The 16,359-nt window shown below is 50.9% G+C and carries 17 protein-coding genes; 13 read left to right on the top strand and 4 right to left on the bottom strand.

Annotated features, from left to right (window positions below):
- Positions 1 to 116: 116 nt before the first annotated feature.
- Positions 117 to 332: a transcription modulator YdgT gene (gene ydgT, locus Z042_RS18565; RefSeq protein ID WP_024911976.1), complete on the bottom strand. Its 216-nt coding sequence runs from the start codon at positions 330 to 332 to the stop codon at positions 117 to 119.
- A gap of 1,833 nt (positions 333 to 2,165) precedes the next feature.
- Here ydgT and flhD point away from each other — a divergent pair.
- From flhD to Z042_RS18500, 13 genes are all read left to right on the top strand, one after another.
- Positions 2,166 to 2,516, top strand: a complete 351-nt coding sequence (flhD, locus tag Z042_RS18560; protein WP_024911977.1) for a flagellar transcriptional regulator FlhD — start codon at positions 2,166 to 2,168, stop codon at positions 2,514 to 2,516.
- Positions 2,516 to 3,100, top strand: coding sequence for a flagellar transcriptional regulator FlhC (gene flhC / locus Z042_RS18555; protein ID WP_154667057.1), 585 nt, complete (start codon positions 2,516 to 2,518; stop codon positions 3,098 to 3,100). Before flhD ends, flhC begins: the two co-directional genes overlap by 1 nt.
- A 156-nt stretch (positions 3,101 to 3,256) precedes the next feature.
- Positions 3,257 to 4,147: a flagellar motor stator protein MotA gene (gene motA / locus Z042_RS18550; RefSeq protein WP_024911979.1), complete on the top strand. Its 891-nt coding sequence runs from the start codon at positions 3,257 to 3,259 to the stop codon at positions 4,145 to 4,147.
- A complete protein-coding gene (gene motB, locus Z042_RS18545; RefSeq protein WP_024911980.1) occupies positions 4,144 to 5,124 on the top strand; it encodes a flagellar motor protein MotB in 981 nt (326 codons plus the stop codon). Before motA ends, motB begins: the two co-directional genes overlap by 4 nt.
- Positions 5,125 to 5,128: 4 nt before the next feature.
- Entirely contained in the window at positions 5,129 to 7,102 is a 1,974-nt protein-coding gene (gene cheA / locus Z042_RS18540) for a chemotaxis protein CheA (protein WP_024911981.1), read from the top strand.
- A gap of 32 nt (positions 7,103 to 7,134) precedes the next feature.
- Positions 7,135 to 7,635: a chemotaxis protein CheW gene (gene cheW, locus Z042_RS18535; RefSeq protein WP_024911982.1), complete on the top strand. Its 501-nt coding sequence runs from the start codon at positions 7,135 to 7,137 to the stop codon at positions 7,633 to 7,635.
- A 109-nt stretch (positions 7,636 to 7,744) separates the two neighbouring features.
- Complete coding sequence (cheR, locus tag Z042_RS18530; RefSeq protein ID WP_024911983.1) at positions 7,745 to 8,617, top strand: protein-glutamate O-methyltransferase CheR; 873 nt, start codon at positions 7,745 to 7,747, stop codon at positions 8,615 to 8,617.
- Positions 8,617 to 9,666: a protein-glutamate methylesterase/protein-glutamine glutaminase gene (locus tag Z042_RS18525; RefSeq protein ID WP_024911984.1), complete on the top strand. Its 1,050-nt coding sequence runs from the start codon at positions 8,617 to 8,619 to the stop codon at positions 9,664 to 9,666. Before cheR ends, Z042_RS18525 begins: the two co-directional genes overlap by 1 nt.
- A 65-nt stretch (positions 9,667 to 9,731) precedes the next feature.
- Positions 9,732 to 10,121, top strand: a complete 390-nt coding sequence (cheY, locus tag Z042_RS18520; RefSeq protein WP_024911985.1) for a chemotaxis response regulator CheY — start codon at positions 9,732 to 9,734, stop codon at positions 10,119 to 10,121.
- A gap of 12 nt (positions 10,122 to 10,133) precedes the next feature.
- Positions 10,134 to 10,778: a protein phosphatase CheZ gene (gene cheZ / locus Z042_RS18515; protein ID WP_024911986.1), complete on the top strand. Its 645-nt coding sequence runs from the start codon at positions 10,134 to 10,136 to the stop codon at positions 10,776 to 10,778.
- A 166-nt stretch (positions 10,779 to 10,944) separates the two neighbouring features.
- Positions 10,945 to 12,090 (top strand): flagellar biosynthesis protein FlhB, encoded by a 1,146-nt coding sequence (gene flhB, locus Z042_RS18510; protein ID WP_024911987.1) that lies wholly within the window; start codon positions 10,945 to 10,947, stop codon positions 12,088 to 12,090.
- Positions 12,090 to 14,168, top strand: a complete 2,079-nt coding sequence (flhA, locus tag Z042_RS18505; protein WP_024911988.1) for a flagellar biosynthesis protein FlhA — start codon at positions 12,090 to 12,092, stop codon at positions 14,166 to 14,168. The genes flhB and flhA overlap by 1 nt, the downstream gene beginning before the upstream one ends.
- A complete protein-coding gene (locus tag Z042_RS18500; RefSeq protein ID WP_024911989.1) occupies positions 14,168 to 14,575 on the top strand; it encodes a flagellar protein FlhE in 408 nt (135 codons plus the stop codon). The genes flhA and Z042_RS18500 overlap by 1 nt, the downstream gene beginning before the upstream one ends.
- Positions 14,576 to 14,679: 104 nt before the next feature.
- Here Z042_RS18500 and Z042_RS18495 read toward each other — a convergent pair whose 3' ends face one another.
- The 3 genes from Z042_RS18495 to flgA form a co-directional block, all read right to left on the bottom strand.
- A complete protein-coding gene (locus tag Z042_RS18495) occupies positions 14,680 to 15,114 on the bottom strand; it encodes a flagella synthesis protein FlgN (protein WP_024911990.1) in 435 nt (144 codons plus the stop codon).
- Between the two features lie 15 nt (positions 15,115 to 15,129).
- Positions 15,130 to 15,435, bottom strand: coding sequence for a flagellar biosynthesis anti-sigma factor FlgM (flgM, locus tag Z042_RS18490; RefSeq protein WP_024911991.1), 306 nt, complete (start codon positions 15,433 to 15,435; stop codon positions 15,130 to 15,132).
- 230 nt (positions 15,436 to 15,665) lie between these two features.
- Positions 15,666 to 16,319 carry a flagellar basal body P-ring formation chaperone FlgA gene (gene flgA / locus Z042_RS18485; RefSeq protein WP_024911992.1) on the bottom strand — a complete coding sequence of 218 codons (654 nt, stop codon included), beginning with the start codon at positions 16,317 to 16,319 and terminating at the stop codon, positions 15,666 to 15,668.
- Between the last annotated feature and the right edge of the window lie 40 nt (positions 16,320 to 16,359).

Raw genomic sequence — 16,359 nt, 5'->3', positions numbered from 1 at the left:
AGTAGAGCTTTGCCAGTACAATAAATGTGTGTTGTATCACGCGCGCAGCAAATCTTAGTGCTGGTAAAAAAAACCGCCATAAAGGATAAAAAAGAAGCGCGCGTCATAGTTGTAGGTTAAAGAACCTGTGCCCACAATGATTTTGGTATTTTTCCTAAGTCGAATAACTTGCCTGAAATCAATTCCGCACGGCGGTGATCGGCTGCACGGTACATACTGCTCATTTCACTGTCGTTAGTGATGGAGTAATTAAGCTTATCGTAGACTTTTTCTAAGCTATCTAAACTGGAACATCTACGGAATGTCATCAGATAATCGATGGTATAGGTCATGGTTGGAATATCGCCTGTTAATCGTTTAAGTCGATAAAAAACGCCACATGCTTACAAGGTCATTGTGAGCAAGGATGCGTCGCTAGACACAAGCAAAAAAATGGACAAAAATCACGCTGTAACGAAATAAACTGAATGGAACCGTTAGCGTATAGAGAATGATAATATGTGCTGAGCATATCGGCAATATTTCTGCGCATATAAAACATCAATTAAGTATTCTCTTAAGAGAGAAACTGCTAGATATCATTGCTGTAGGCAATAGGAACTTGATGAATGTGAAGGAGGTAGGGCATAGAAGAAATCTGCTCTGGATTTTACACGGCCTATTTTGAGACTTTTATTTGGGATTATTCCCAACAAAAACCTCTGGTTAAGTATTCCCTTGACCTTCAACGTGGAAAAATAATCCAAGAGAAGTCACCTTCTGGTCTGACCATTCTTTGTCTACAGGAGCAACGTTGAGCAAGCCACCTACCGAGGTTAGAAGGAGAAAAAGATAAGCATGCGAGCAGGAGATAAGGGCGATAAGTTATTTTGTTATCAAGATGGTTTTTATACAGCGGCTTAGTGACAGAGTGTTTTATCACAATTGAATAATATATGGTTAATGTATTTCTGTAAATAAATCTTAAATTAAATTTTTATTTTCATATTGCAATTATTTAAATTTAATTAAGAATGGAATGGGTTTGTGAAACGTTTTTTTATGAATAATAAAATGATGTTTTCTTTTTAATTAGCAAAATATTAAGATTTATCCATCAGTGTTTTTTAGTAAGGGTGAAAGCGTTTATTCGTTTAGGATATATGTTTACACCGTGAAAAGGTATTTTTCTCGGTGAAATATACTCACTCGAATCACTGATTAAGTTAATCTAGCTTTAACTTTCTTTCTTGAGGTGGTTTCTATGAACTCCTGGCCTATATTCGCTATACTTAAAATTGCGTATATACTGGCTTTGTTATCGGCTTATCCAAAGGTTCATCTTTTCGGAGTTGCTGCAAACGGCGTTCGGATTTGCTCTAGGTTAGGTTGTTGCTCACTTTACTGCATGATGATCTATCCTGCTAGGGTTACCCATCTATAGCTTAAATAATTAAGGGTATATATCGTTATGTTGTGTCAGTTTTCTTTTTTTAAGTAAAGATATGTTATTTCTAACCAATAATTAGTATCAGGAACAGATTGAAACAGCATTGTTTTTCTATCCTTAAGTGAAATTTTGAAACAGTAAATCCTTGTAATTTACCTTGGTTACTTTTTCATTTGAATCTATTTTATAGATCATAAGGTTTTTAATTCTGAATAATTTCGCTATTGTAATTTTTTTATTTTATCACGTGATTTTTATTGGTATTTTATTCGTTCTTATCTGAAAAATAGAGTTTTTTGGTGGAAAAATGTCATTTTCAAGACATATTTTCGCTGGTGATTATTTTTTGAACTAAAATCAGATCAGAGCCAATCAACGCAGTAGTACAGGATCTGGGATTTTTTATTTTTGTGAGATGTATGGCATTTTTTTTAAAATCACATCTTACTGGCGTTGTGTATGCCAATGGTTCAAGAGTAGAGTTGTATTTAACTAGGAATAATCCCAGATTATTATGGAATAGTTTCATCGTGAAAGTGTTATAGAAGCGTGATGCTGTATATCCGTACACGTTGGTTTGCATATGAATCAAAATTTGAGTAACGGCCCTAATTGAGTCACATTACGGCTGGTATTTGGCGATCCGTTTGTAAACCTCGAAAATAAACCCAAGTCACGGGCGATAAGTTTATCGCCTAATGTATGTTTTTAAACATAGTCTTTCGGGATGGGGAATATGGGTACATCTGAGCTACTTAAACATATTTATGATATTAATTTATCGTATTTGCTTTTGGCGCAGCGTTTGATCAATGACGAAAAAGCATCGGCCATGTTTCGCCTGGGAATTGATGAAACTATGGCTAATGCATTATCGCAACTTACGTTGCCACAGATGGTTAAATTGGCAGAAACGAATCAACTGGTCTGTCATTTCCGTTTCAACGATCACAATACGATTGAACATCTGACTAAAGAGTCCCGAGTGGATGATTTACAACAAATCCATACGGGCATTCTGTTATCGAGCCATTTATTACAGGAACTATCGGGTAAAGACGGTAGCACGACAAAGAAAAGAGCATGATGATGACAGCAAAAAGTATTGTTCAGGAAGCCAAAGATATTCAGCTCGCCATGGAACTGATCACGTTAGGTGCGCGTTTACAAATGCTGGAAAGTGAAACGCAGCTCAGCCGTGGGCGCTTGATCAAGCTTTACAAGGAATTGCGTGGCACCCCTCCACCTAAAGGAATGCTGCCATTTTCTACCGATTGGTTTATGACCTGGGAGCAGAATATTCATTCATCCATGTTTTATAACGCTTACCAATTCCTGCTGAAAAGCAGGCAGTGTCGCGGGGTGGAGGCGGTTATCAAAGCCTATCGATTGTACTTGGAACAATGCCCGCAGCAACCCGGTGAAGCCCCTTTGCTAGCCTTGACTCGCGCCTGGACGCTGGTACGTTTTGCCGACAGTGGCATGTTGCAGCTCTCCGCCTGTGGCTGCTGCAAAGGCTCTTTTATTACCCATGCTTATCAACCACTTAATAGTTTTGTTTGTAGTTTATGCCAACCTCCTTCCCGTGCAGTAAAAAAACGTAAACTTTCGCCACCACTGGCCGATATTAATGCTCAACTGCTGGACGAACAGGTTAACCGCGCAGTTTGAGTCTGCAATAAGGCCGATTCACTACAGCTAAACCAGATAAGTGAAACGCAGAGGCTCAACTTATCGAGTCTAGGGCGTGGCTTGAGCTGTGTATCTGTCATTCATCCGAACCGATGATCCCACGTCCACCTCACCTTGTGCATTTAAGGAACACGCGTGTTAGTTATTTTAGGGTATCTCGTTGTCCTGGGAGCGGTATTCGGTGGCTACCTGATTGTGGGGGGGCATCTTGGTGCGCTCTACCAGCCAGCGGAATTCCTGATTATCGGTGGAGCGGGTATTGGGGCATTTATTGTTGGTAATAACGGTAAAGCGATCAAATCCACACTACGTGCCATTCCCACACTGATGCGCCGCTCAAAATACAGTAAAGAGTTGTATATGGATCTGATGGCGCTGCTGTATCGATTGTTAGCCAAATCTCGCCAGCAGGGCATGTTGTCTCTTGAGTTTGATATCGATAATCCACAGGAAAGTGAAATCTTCTCTAATTATCCGCGCATTCTTGCCGATAACCTTTTAGTGGAATTTATTACCGACTATTTACGGTTAATGGTGAGTGGCAACATGAACGCATTTGAAATTGAAGCGTTGATGGATGAAGAAATCGAAACGTTCGAACAGGAAAGTGAAGTGCCTGCGAATAGCCTGGCGATGGTGGGTGATTCGTTACCGGCATTCGGCATTGTTGCCGCTGTTATGGGCGTGGTTCATGCGTTGGCCTCGGCCGATCGGCCAGCGGCTGAACTGGGAGCTTTAATCGCTAATGCCATGGTAGGCACTTTTCTCGGTATTTTGCTGGCCTATGGGTTTATCTCCCCGCTGGCCACCTTGTTACGCCAAAAAAGTGCTGAAACTACCAAAATGATGCAGTGCATCAAAGTGACTCTGCTGTCGAGTCTGAACGGTTATGCACCACAGATCGCCATCGAATTTGGCCGTAAAACGCTGTACACCTCTGAGCGTCCTTCCTTCGTGGAACTGGAGGAACATGTTCGCCGGGTCAAAGCGCCAGCCCCACAGGCCACGGAAGAACAAGATGTATGAAGCAGAATCACCCGGTCATTCTGGTCAGAAAACGCAAGGCACAACAGGCCGCCCATCATGGTGGCTCTTGGAAAATTGCCTATGCAGACTTTATGACCGCCATGATGGCATTTTTTCTAGTGATGTGGTTGCTGGCGATTGCCAGCCCGCAGGAACTGACGCAGATTGCCGAATATTTTCGCACACCGCTGAAAGTGGCATTGAGCGGTGGCAATAAAAGCAGTGCCGAGAGCAGCCTGATTCCTGGCGGGGGGGATGATCCCACTCAGCAGGCAGGGTTAGTGAAAAAGCAGTTGGATTCCCCAGAGCAGCAGGCCGAAGAACGGCGGTTGAACAAACTGCGTGAAAAACTGGATGAACGGATTGAATCCGATCCGCGCTTGCAGGCTCTACGTCCGCAGTTGTTGATCAACATGATGGATGAGGGGTTGCGCATTCAGATTATCGATAGCCAAAACCGGCCGATGTTCAAAACCGGCAGTGTGCAGGTTGAAAGCTACATGCGTGATATTTTGCGCGCTATTGCGCCAATTCTGAATGACTTACCGAACAAGATCAGCCTGTCGGGCCATACCGACGATCTACCTTATGCCACTGGCGAACGGTATTACAGCAACTGGGAGCTGTCAGCCGATCGTGCCAACGCCTCACGGCGTGAGCTGATCGTCGGCGGGTTGGCGGAAGGAAAAGTGCTGCGCGTCGTGGGTATGGCAGCCACCATGAACCTGAAACAGCATGGGGCCGATGCTGCTATCAACCGGCGCATCACGATCCTGGTATTGAATAAAGAAACCCAGCAAACAATAGAACATGAAAATGCGGAGAGTAATGCCGTGGAACTCAGCCAGCCAGAGGGCCTGGAGCAGTTAATACCGCAGGCTGCTGTAACACAACCGGTAGATAACGTGCCGGCAACGGCGATTCTGGCGGCGCCTGCCGCCGCTCCACTGACTAACAGCGACTCACAGCAGAGGTGATCCCGTGAGCATGGATATTAGCGCGTTTTATCAGACTTTTTTTGATGAAGCCGACGAGTTGCTGGCTGATATGGAACAGCACTTGCTGGAGTTGAACCCGTTAGCCCCGGATATTGAATTGCTGAATGCCATTTTCCGTGCAGCGCACTCGATCAAAGGCGGTGCGGCGACGTTTGGCTTCTCCGTATTGCAGGAAACCACCCACTTGCTGGAGAACCTGCTGGATGGTGCCCGGCGTCAGGAAATGAGCTTGAGCACCAAGATTATCAACCTGTTTCTGGAAACCAAAGACATCATGCAGGAACAATTGGATGCCTATAAAACGTCGCAACAACCTGATAGCGAGAACTTTGAGCCTATTTGTCAGGCACTGCGGCAACTGGCTTTGGAAGCGCAACAGCAGAATGGAGCGGCGCTGGCCCAGGAGCAAGAATCTCCAACAGTGGTGCAGGCCACCTCTCCGGCCACGATAAAAAGTGGTATGCGTATCTGCCTGAGCAACCTGGAGCCAAACGAAATTCCGCTGATGCTGGAAGAGCTGGGCAATCTTGGTGAAATAAAAAACCCGCAACAGACTGAGAACAGCCTGGAAGTGACGTTACTGACGTCGGCCAGTGAAGATGAGATCTGTGCGGTACTGTGTTTTGTGCTGGAGCCGGAACAGATTGCGTTTACTGCCCCGTTGCAATTGGCTGCGCACACCGCCAAACCGCCGCCAGAGCAGCAATCTACCGCGGTGGCTCAGCAGGCCCCGGCGTTAGAGGCAGCGAAAACCCGCACTAAAAGCAGCGAATCCACCAGCATCCGCGTCGCGGTGGAGAAGGTCGATCAGTTGATTAACCTGGTGGGCGAATTAGTGATTACCCAATCCATGTTGGCACAGCGTTCTGGCATGCTGGACCCGGCCAATCATGGCGATCTGCTGAACAGCATGAGCCAACTGGCGCGCAATGCTCGCGATTTGCAGGAATCGGTGATGTCGATCCGCATGATGCCGATGGAGTATGTGTTCAGCCGTTTCCCGCGGCTGGTGCACGATCTGGCCAGCAAGTTAGGCAAACAGGTGGAGCTGACACTGCGGGGCAGCTCCACCGAACTGGATAAAAGCCTGATTGAACGCATTATCGATCCCTTGACCCACCTGGTTCGCAACAGCCTGGATCACGGTGTTGAAGAACCGGCGGCGCGCATAGCGGCAGGTAAGCCGGAAGTGGGCAATCTGATCCTCTCGGCTGAACATCAGGGCGGCAATATCTGTATTGAGGTAACGGATGATGGAGCCGGTTTGAATCGCCAGAAGATCCTCACCAAAGCGTTGTCGCAGGGGTTATCGGTGAGCGACAGCATGAGCGATGAAGACGTTGGCATGCTGATTTTTGCTCCCGGTTTCTCTACTGCTGAACTGGTGACTGATGTTTCTGGCCGCGGCGTTGGTTTGGATGTGGTGAAGAGAAACATTCAGGAAATGGGCGGCCATGTCGAAATTCACTCACAGGAAGGCAAGGGCACTTCAATCCGTATTCTGCTGCCGCTAACGCTGGCGATTCTCGATGGCATGTCGGTCAAGGTGAACGAAGAAGTCTTTATTTTGCCGCTGAACGCGGTGATGGAGTCGCTACAGCCACAGGCGGAGGACTTGTATCTGCTGGCCGGTGGCGAACACATGCTGCAAGTGCGGGGGGAATACCTGCCGTTGGTGGAGTTATATCGGGTTTTTGACGTGGCCGGGGCAAAAAGCGAAGCCACGCAGGGCATTGTGGTGATTTTGCAAAGCGCTGGCCGTCGTTATGCGTTGCTGGTGGATCAATTGATTGGCCAGCATCAGGTGGTGGTAAAAAACCTGGAAAGTAATTACCGCAAAGTACCGGGTATTTCTGCGGCCACCATTCTGGGTGACGGCAGCGTAGCGTTGATTGTGGATGTATCGGCATTGCAAACGTTGAATCGTGAAAAGCGCCTGACGGACGTGGCTGCATAACTTTAATTGACTGATTTAAAGGGGGGGGGGCAATGGCAGGACTGGCAACGGTCAGCAAACTGGCTGGCGAAACGGTAGGTCAGGAGTTTCTTATTTTTATTTTGGGAAATGAAGAATATGGCATTGATATTCTTAAAGTTCAGGAAATCCGTGGCTACGATCAGGTCACGCGTATTGCCAATACCCCGGAATTTATCAAAGGCGTCACCAATCTGCGCGGGGTGATTGTGCCGATCATCGATCTGCGGGTGAAATTTGCCCAGCAAGGCGTTTCCTACGACGCCAACACGGTGGTGATCGTGCTGAATTTTGGTCAGCGCGTGGTGGGGATTGTGGTTGATGGTGTTTCCGATGTGCTATCGCTGACCACTGAGCAGATCCGTCCCGCACCTGAGTTTGCGGTGACGCTATCGACGGAGTATCTCACCGGCCTGGGCGCGCTGGGTGAGCGGATGCTGATTTTGGTGGATATCGAAAAACTGTTGAACAGCGAAGAAATGTCATTGGTTGATAGCGTAGCGAAAAGCGCCTGATGACACGCCAATTCGCTCATCGGTTCAACCAACGGATTTTCATTAATGCTCAAGGGTTCAGCAGCTTGTTAAACCGTATAAGCAGGATAAATTTCCCAGGTGGGAAGATATGAGACATACCTCTTCAATTATAAAGCGAGAGCCAACGTCGTTGCTGGCGCAAATGGTGCAGCGGCTACCGCTGTCAGACCTGCATTTTCGCAAGATCAGCCAGTTGATCTACCAACGGGCGGGGATCGTACTGGCGGAACATAAGCGCGAGATGGTCTACAACCGTTTGGTGCGCCGTTTGCGCCTGCTTGGGCTGCAAGATTTTGGTGATTATCTGGCGCTATTGGAAAGCGATGCTAACAGTGCCGAATGGCAGGCATTTATCAATGCGCTCACAACCAATCTGACGGCTTTTTTCCGCGAGGCGCACCATTTCCCTATTCTGGCGGAACATGCTCGCTCACGGCCAAACGGCTATTGTGTGTGGAGCACCGCAGCTTCAACTGGGGAAGAAGCTTACTCGATCGCCATCACCTTGAACGAAGTGCTGGGGCGGCGCTCAATGGGCACGCTGGTATGGGCCAGCGATATTGATACCCAGGTGCTGGAAAAAGCTGAAACCGGTATTTATCGCCAGGAAGATTTGTCTACCCTGACGGCAGCACAGAGGCAGCGTTATTTCCTACGCGGTACCGGGCCGCATGAAGGATTGGTGCGGGTCAGGCAGGAACTGTCGGCGCAGGTGCATTTCCAGCCGCTTAACCTGTTGGCAACAGAATGGGATTTGCCTGGGGTATTCGATGCTATTTTTTGCCGCAACGTGATGATCTATTTCGATAAAGAGACACAACAGCGCATTCTGCGCCGCTTTGTACCCTGGCTCAAACCGGGCGGCCTGGTGTTTGCCGGGCATTCCGAAAATTTCAGCCAGCTCAGCCGGGATTTCTACCTGCGTGGGCAGACGGTATATGGTCTGGCCAAGGAAAAGTAATGAATAAAATCAGCGTATTAAGCGTGGATGATTCGGCACTGATGCGGCAGATAATGACCGAAATTGTCAACAACCAACCGGATATGGAAATGGTGGCGACGGCACCAGATCCGCTGGTCGCGCGCGATCTGATCAAACAATTCAACCCGCAGGTATTAACGTTGGATGTCGAAATGCCGCGTATGGACGGGTTGGATTTTCTTGAAAAGCTGATGCGCTTGCGGCCAATGCCGGTGGTGATGGTATCGTCGCTAACCGGCAAAGGTTCCGAGATTACTCTGCGTGCGCTGGAACTGGGAGCAGTGGATTTCGTAACCAAACCGCAGTTGGGTATCCGTGAAGGTATGCTGGCTTACAGTGAGTTGATCGCGGAGAAGATCCGCACGGCGGCGAAGGCTCGCCTGTCTCTGCGCTCTGCCAAACCGAAACCAGAAATTCTCAATCATATCCCTTTGTTGAGCAGTGAAAAACTGATTGCCATTGGTGCCTCAACCGGGGGAACCGAAGCCATTCGCCAAGTGTTGCAGCCGCTGCCTGCCACCAGCCCGGCGCTGTTGATCACCCAGCATATGCCACCGGGTTTTACCCGCTCATTTTCCGAACGGCTTAACAAACTGTGCCAGATTAATGTGAAGGAAGCGGAGGACGGTGAACGAGTGTTGCCGGGCCATGCCTATATCGCCCCTGGCGATCGTCACTTGGAATTGGCGCGCAGCGGGGCCAATTATCAGGTCAGGCTGTACGATGGCCCACCGGTCAACCGGCACCGCCCTTCGGTGGATGTGCTGTTCCACTCGGTGGCGCAGTGTGCCGGGCGCAACGCGGTGGGCGTGATCCTGACCGGCATGGGGAATGACGGGGCAGCAGGCATGTTGGCAATGCATCGTGCCGGGGCTTATACGCTGGCGCAGAACGAAGCCAGCTGTGTGGTGTTCGGCATGCCGCGTGAAGCCATTGCCGTGGGGGGAGTGAGTGAAGTGGTGGAATTGGAGCGCATGAGTCAACGCATGTTGGCGCAGATTGTGGGGGGGCAGGCACTGCGTATCTGAGACGGCATCACAAGCGGTTAACGAACACCGCCCGGCGTAACGGCGAACCAATCTTAGGAGTCAGTATGGCAGACAAGAATCTCAAATTTCTGGTGGTGGATGATTTTTCCACCATGCGGCGCATTGTCAGAAATTTGCTGAGAGAACTGGGTTTTAACAATGTGGAAGAAGCAGAGGATGGCGCCGATGCGCTGAATAAACTGCGGGCCGGTGGTTTCGATTTTGTGGTATCGGATTGGAATATGCCCAATATGGATGGCCTTGAACTGCTGCAAACTATCCGGGCGGACAAAGCGCTGATGTCGATGCCGGTATTGATGGTCACGGCGGAAGCCAAAAAAGAGAACATTATTGCAGCGGCTCAGGCGGGAGCCAGTGGTTACGTCGTCAAACCTTTTACGGCGGCGACCCTGGAAGAAAAACTCAACAAGATTTTTGAAAAATTGGGTATTTAACAGGAGAAGGCGATGAAAGAAATGCCAATGCCTGCCAGTGAAACAGTCAGTGCAGGTGAACTGATCTTCCGTATCGGCCAGTTGACCCGGATGCTGCGCGACAGCCTGCGTGAACTGGGTCTGGATCAGGCGATTGCCCAGGCGGCTGAAGTGATACCGGATGCCCGCGATCGCCTTGATTATGTCGTCACTATGACGGCACAAGCAGCGGAACGCGCGCTCAACTGCGTGGAAGCGGCACAGCCGCGTCAGGCCACGCTGGAGTCTGACGCCAGAATGCTGAAAACCCGTTGGGATGCGTGGTTTGCCAACCCGATAGAACTGGCCGATGCCCGTTCATTGGTGACTGACACGCGCCAGTATCTGGAGCGAGTGCCGGAGCACACCGCCTTCACCAATGCTCAATTGCTGGAAATCATGATGGCGCAGGATTTTCAGGATCTTACCGGGCAGGTGATCAAGCGCATCATGGACGTGGTGCAGGAGATCGAAAAGCAGCTGTTAATAGTTTTGATGGAAAACATTCCAGAACAACCCGCGAAAGAGAAAAAGCCCAGCGGCACACTGCTCAACGGCCCACAGCTCAACCAAAATGGCGTAGGGGTGATCGCTACTCAGGCGCAGGTGGACGACCTGCTCGATAGCCTGGGTTTTTGATAGCGCAGGGGCGTAACGCCAAACGTCCCACTGCTTTTTCTATAGTATCAAACCACCATCCCCCAAATAACCAACCCTTTCCCCCGTTGTTCCTACCATGAAATCCGTATTTTTTTGCCATGCTGGCAGCATATTGATGCCTTATTGATAAACAGGAAGCGCTTCCTTGGCCGAAGACAGCGATCTGGAAAAGAGCGAAGCCCCAACTCCCCACCGATTGGAAAAAGCGCGTGAAGAGGGGCAGATTGCACGTTCGCGCGAATTGACTTCGATCCTGATGTTGATTGCCGGGCTCGCGCTGCTTTGGGTTGCAGGTAGCCATATCGCACAACAACTGGCGAGAATGCTGGCTGATGGGCTGCATTTTGATCGCCACATGGTCAGCAACGACAAGCAGATGCTGCGCCAGTTTGCCGTGCTGCTGCGCCAGACGGTGTGGGCGCTGATGCCGGTATTTGCCGGATTGGTGCTGGTGGCGCTGGCTGCGCCGATGTTGCTGGGCGGGGTGGCTTTCAGTGCCAAATCATTCCAGTTTGACGTGAAACGCCTGAATCCGCTGTCTGGTTTTAAACGCATGTTTTCCACCCAGGTATTGGCAGAGCTGCTGAAAGCGATTCTGAAAGCGCTGCTGGTGGGTTGGGTGGCCGGTCTTTATCTGTGGCATAACTGGGCGGCCATGCTGCATCTGGTGACGCAACAGCCATTGAATGCGCTGGAGCAGGCGCTGCAACTGGTGATCTTTTGTGGTCTGTTAATTGTGCTCGGCCTGGTGCCGATGGTGGTTTTTGATGTGTGTTATCAGCTCTGGAGCCACGTTAGTAAATTAAAGATGACCAAACAGGAAATCCGCGACGAACATAAACAGCAAGAAGGTGATCCTTATGTGAAAGGGCGGATTCGGCAGCAACAAAGAAGGGCCGCACGCCGCCGCATGATGAGCGATGTGCCGAAGGCCGACGTGATTATCACCAACCCGATGCATTACGCGGTGGCGTTACAGTACAACGATAAAAACATGAGTGCCCCCAAAGTGTTGGCAAAAGGGGCGGGAGACATTGCTCTGCGTATCCGCGAATTGGGCAATCAGCACCGTATTCCACTGTTGGAAGCGCCCCCTTTGGCGCGTGCGCTGTATCGCCACAGCGAGATTGGGCAGCAGATCCCGGCGGTCTTGTATGCCGCCGTGGCTGAGGTGTTGGCCTGGGTCTACCAACTGCACCGCTGGCAGCGCGAAGGCGGGGTGATCCCGAAAAAACCGGAGCGCCTGTCGGTGCCGGAAGCTTTAGATTTTAGCCTGAGAGAGGCACCCTGATGGCGAGTTTGATATCCCTGCTGCGCTTGCCGGGCAACGCTAAAGAAGCGCAATGGCAGGTATTGGCTGGCCCGATCCTGATCCTGATGATTCTGTCGATGATGGTGCTGCCGCTGCCCGCATTTATCCTCGACCTGCTGTTTACCTTCAACATAGCCCTGTCGATTATGATCCTGCTGGTGGCGATGTTCACTCAGCGCACGCTGGAATTCGCTGCTTTCCCCACCATCCTGCTGTTTTCAACCTTGTTGCGCTTGGCGCTGAATGTGGCGTCAACGCGCATCATTCTGCTGGAAGGTCATAACGGTTCGGCGGCGGCGGGGCGCGTGATTGAGGCGTTTGGTCACTTTCTGGTGGGGGGCAACTTCGCCATCGGCATTGTGGTGTTCATTATCCTGGTGTTGATTAATTTTATGGTTATCACCAAGGGGGCCGGACGTATTGCTGAGGTGAGCGCGCGTTTTGTGCTTGATGGTATGCCGGGCAAACAGATGGCGATTGATGCCGATCTCAACGCGGGGCTGATCGGCGAAGACGAAGCCAAAAAGCGCCGCGCTGAGGTCACGCAAGAGGCGGATTTTTACGGCTCAATGGACGGAGCCAGCAAGTTTGTGCGCGGTGATGCCGTGGCTGGGCTGATGATCATGGTGTTGAACGTGGTTGGCGGGTTATTGGTCGGTGTGATCCAGCATGGCATGGCATTGGGCGCGGCGGCGGAAACTTACACCTTGCTGACCATTGGTGATGGCCTGGTCGCGCAAATCCCGGCGCTGGTGATTTCCACTGCGGCGGGGGTGATTGTTACGCGGGTTGCCACCGATCAGGACGTGGGCGAACAGATGGTTGGCCAACTGTTCAATAACCCGCGCGTCATGCTGCTGAGCGCCGGAGTGCTGGGGTTGTTGGGGCTGGTGCCCGGCATGCCCAACCTGGTATTCCTGCTGTTTACCGCTGCCTTGCTGGCGTTGGCCTGGCGGCTGCGCGGGCGTGAACAGCAACGGCTAACAACCAGAGAACCGCCGGTACAGCAAGAAAATTCACCGGTGGTAGAAGCCAGTTGGTCGGATGTTCAGTTAGAAGATCCTTTGGGGCTGGAAGTGGGTTATCGCTTGATCTCGATGGTGGATTTTCAGCAGAACGGCGAACTGTTGGGGCGTATCCGTGGTATTCGCAAGAAATTCGCTCAGGACATGGGGTATTTACCACCGGTGATACACATTCGCGACAACCTTGAACTGCCGCCTGCTCACTATCGCATTCTGATGAAAGGGGTGGAAATTGGCAGCGGTGAAGCGCATCCGGGGCGTTGGTTGGCAATTAACCCAGGCAATGCGGTGGGGGAGTTGGCCGGGGAGAAAACGGCCGATCCAGCATTTGGCCTACAGGCGGTGTGGATCGACAGTGCGCTGCGTGAACAGGCGCAAACCCAGGGATTTACCGTGGTGGAAGCCAGCACGGTAGTCGCCACCCATCTGAATCATCTGCTTGGTCAATTTGCCAGTGAACTGTTTGGCCGCCAGGAAACCCAGCAATTATTGGATCGCGTTGCGCAGGACATGCCAAAACTGACCGAAGATTTTGTGCCAGGCGTAGTCTCGCTGACCATCCTGCATAAAGTGTTGCAGAACCTGTTGGCTGAACGGGTGGCTATCCGTGACATGCGCACGGTGCTGGAAACGCTGGCGGAGCATGCGCCGATACAGAGCGATCCTTATGAATTGACTACCGTGGTGCGTGTTGCGCTAGGGCGTGCCATCACCCAGCAATGGTTCCCCGGCAATGATGAAATTCAGGTTATTGGCCTGGATACCCCGCTGGAGCGCCTGTTGTTGCAGGCGTTACAAGGGGGAGGTGGCCTGGAGCCGGGGCTGGCGGACAAACTGCTGGATCAGGCAAAGCAGGCATTACAACGGCAGGAAATGCTTGGCGCACCGCCGATACTGCTGGTGAATCACGCGTTACGAACGCTGCTGGCGCGTTTTCTGCGCCGCACGCTGCCGCAGTTGGTGGTGTTATCGAACCTGGAAATTAATAACGATCGCCAAATCCGTATGACATCCACCATTGGAGCCATTTGATGAAAACCGTTTTATCCTTATTTCTGTTGTTGATGCCTTTGGCTGCGCAGGCGGTGTCTGGTTCTTGGATGGCGAGCAATGACGGCGTGGAACTGAGGTATGGGCAAACGCGCGCTGAGTCCCCGGTGTTGCATCCGGTGGGTATTTACCCCAATACCCAGGTTCGAATCCGCAGTATCAGTTGGCGCTATCAATTAATGTCTGCTGAACCGGCAGGGCTGCGGGTGCAGCTCTGTACGGCTGCCCGCTGTATTTCACTGGCGGGTGGCAGCGGATACAGCGATGCACTGGAAGGTGAGCCTGCCGACGGTGAGTTCCGCTTTGTGTATTACGTGCAGGCGCACGGTGCGCTCAACCCACCACTGCGGGTGATCAGCAATCAACTGATTGTGAATTACGAGTCGTAGGGGGTATTCGGGGAGGGAAGTAATAAAATTGGTATTTATTCAACGGGAATGGATACGAATGTGCTTGGGCAACAGAGGGAGCGGATTAACTTTTGTTCTTGAGTCTAGATCCTAATCTTGCGGCCCAGCAGATGATGGGTACAGGAGTGCCCATCGGGGCCATACAACGATGGGGGTTGCTGGTGCAAGATGCTCAGGGCTTGCGTGTTGTGAGCAAGATGATGGTTGAGCAACAGGCCGTTATGCTGATTCTGCTCGCGCAATTGCAGGGCTTGTTGCTGTATTTGCTGCCAACGGCTGGCGAGAGATGGCTGTTGAGGGTAAGGGGCCAGAAAATGGTGTGAATGCTCCAGCGCCGCCCGCTGTTTTTCCAGCCAGCTGATTGTGTTCAGTAATTGGTTTTTGGTATCGGTGACGCGTTGCAGAGCCACGCTGGCTAAGGGATGAGAACAGAGCAGAACCTGTTCTTCGGCTAACACCGTTGCCAGGGCACCCAGCGTTTCCAGCAGTTTATCCAGCAATTGTGCCAGGTTTTCCATCGTGAGCGATACCTTTTAACCGTTGTCTGATATCCAATCGTTTTGCACCTCGTGTAACAGTACATCAGCAATTTTACCGGTATCCATTTTCAGTTCACCGTTACGGATGGCTTGTTTGATCGTCTCCACCCGTTGCCTATCAATGTCCTGGGTGCCCGGTTGCATCAGGCGGGTTTGTGCCTCGCTCAGTTTTACCTGCGTCCCGCTGACAGTGGTTTCAGGCTGCACGTTTTTACGTGCTTGCAGCGTATTTTCAGCGGATGTGTCACGCGGTTGTACCATGGGTATGGGTTGCAACCGCTGGGTACGATCGATACTCATCCTTACTCTCCATCTGAACCACGGTCGAGCAAAGGTGCTGGCTGCGGTTTATACAATTGGTTTTCCCTGGTGTCCTATCATCTTTTCAGCTTGTGGCTCTGGCTATCTAACATGGCCGCTGAACAGACTGAGGGAGATCCCCGTGACATTGCACAACGCCGGGGTATAGGCATATAAATCCTGTTTATCGTTTTTTTATTATCGGTAAGACGGAGCAAAACTTTACTTTTTTATAATGTCAGACGAATGGTGCCATCATCATTGGCAATACCGCTGACAATCAGCCCGGAAGTCATCCGAACCCGCACATTACCTTCGGCAATGGCATTGTTCATCGCTTTACCTGTACCACTAATATTAAACCCTTCCCCCTGCGCCACTACCTGCACCGGTTGCCCGGTTTTGATCACCCAGGCACGCCTTAACATCATCAGATTCAGCGGTTGACCAGGATTGATATTACGCAGGCTGATGGCACCGAGCGCTTTATCACTGTCGGTCAACGTGCGAGGGGGCAAAGTATCCAGCCGCCCGGTTTTCACGGTTATATCGGCTGCGGTTAATTGACGGCCAGCGCCGATGGCGCGCGTAGAGACCAGATAGCGGCCAACGAGCTGCACCTGAATCTGAATAAAATACCGCTGTTGGCCGCAGTGGGCTGAAATACTGATATTCCCCCAACGGCGAGTGTGTTGCAGCCATGAAAGCTGGGGAACGTCACACTGCGGCCACAGGTTTGATGGTGTGCGCACGTAAACTTTGACCTCTACGGGATTGTCGGTAAATTGCGCCTGAATAAAACGCTCAATCTGTGCGGATAAATCTTCGGCCCGGGCATTCAGGCAAAGCAGCAGGCCGGTGAACAGCAGGCTGTATCCTGCGATAGCGCACAACGCTCCCCAGCTCAAAGCCGCACATCTCATT

The sequence above is a fragment of the Chania multitudinisentens RB-25 genome (genome assembly GCF_000520015.2).
In the GTDB taxonomy this organism is placed as follows: domain Bacteria; phylum Pseudomonadota; class Gammaproteobacteria; order Enterobacterales; family Enterobacteriaceae; genus Chania; species Chania multitudinisentens.
This window is presented reverse-complemented; position numbering and strand designations above follow the sequence as displayed.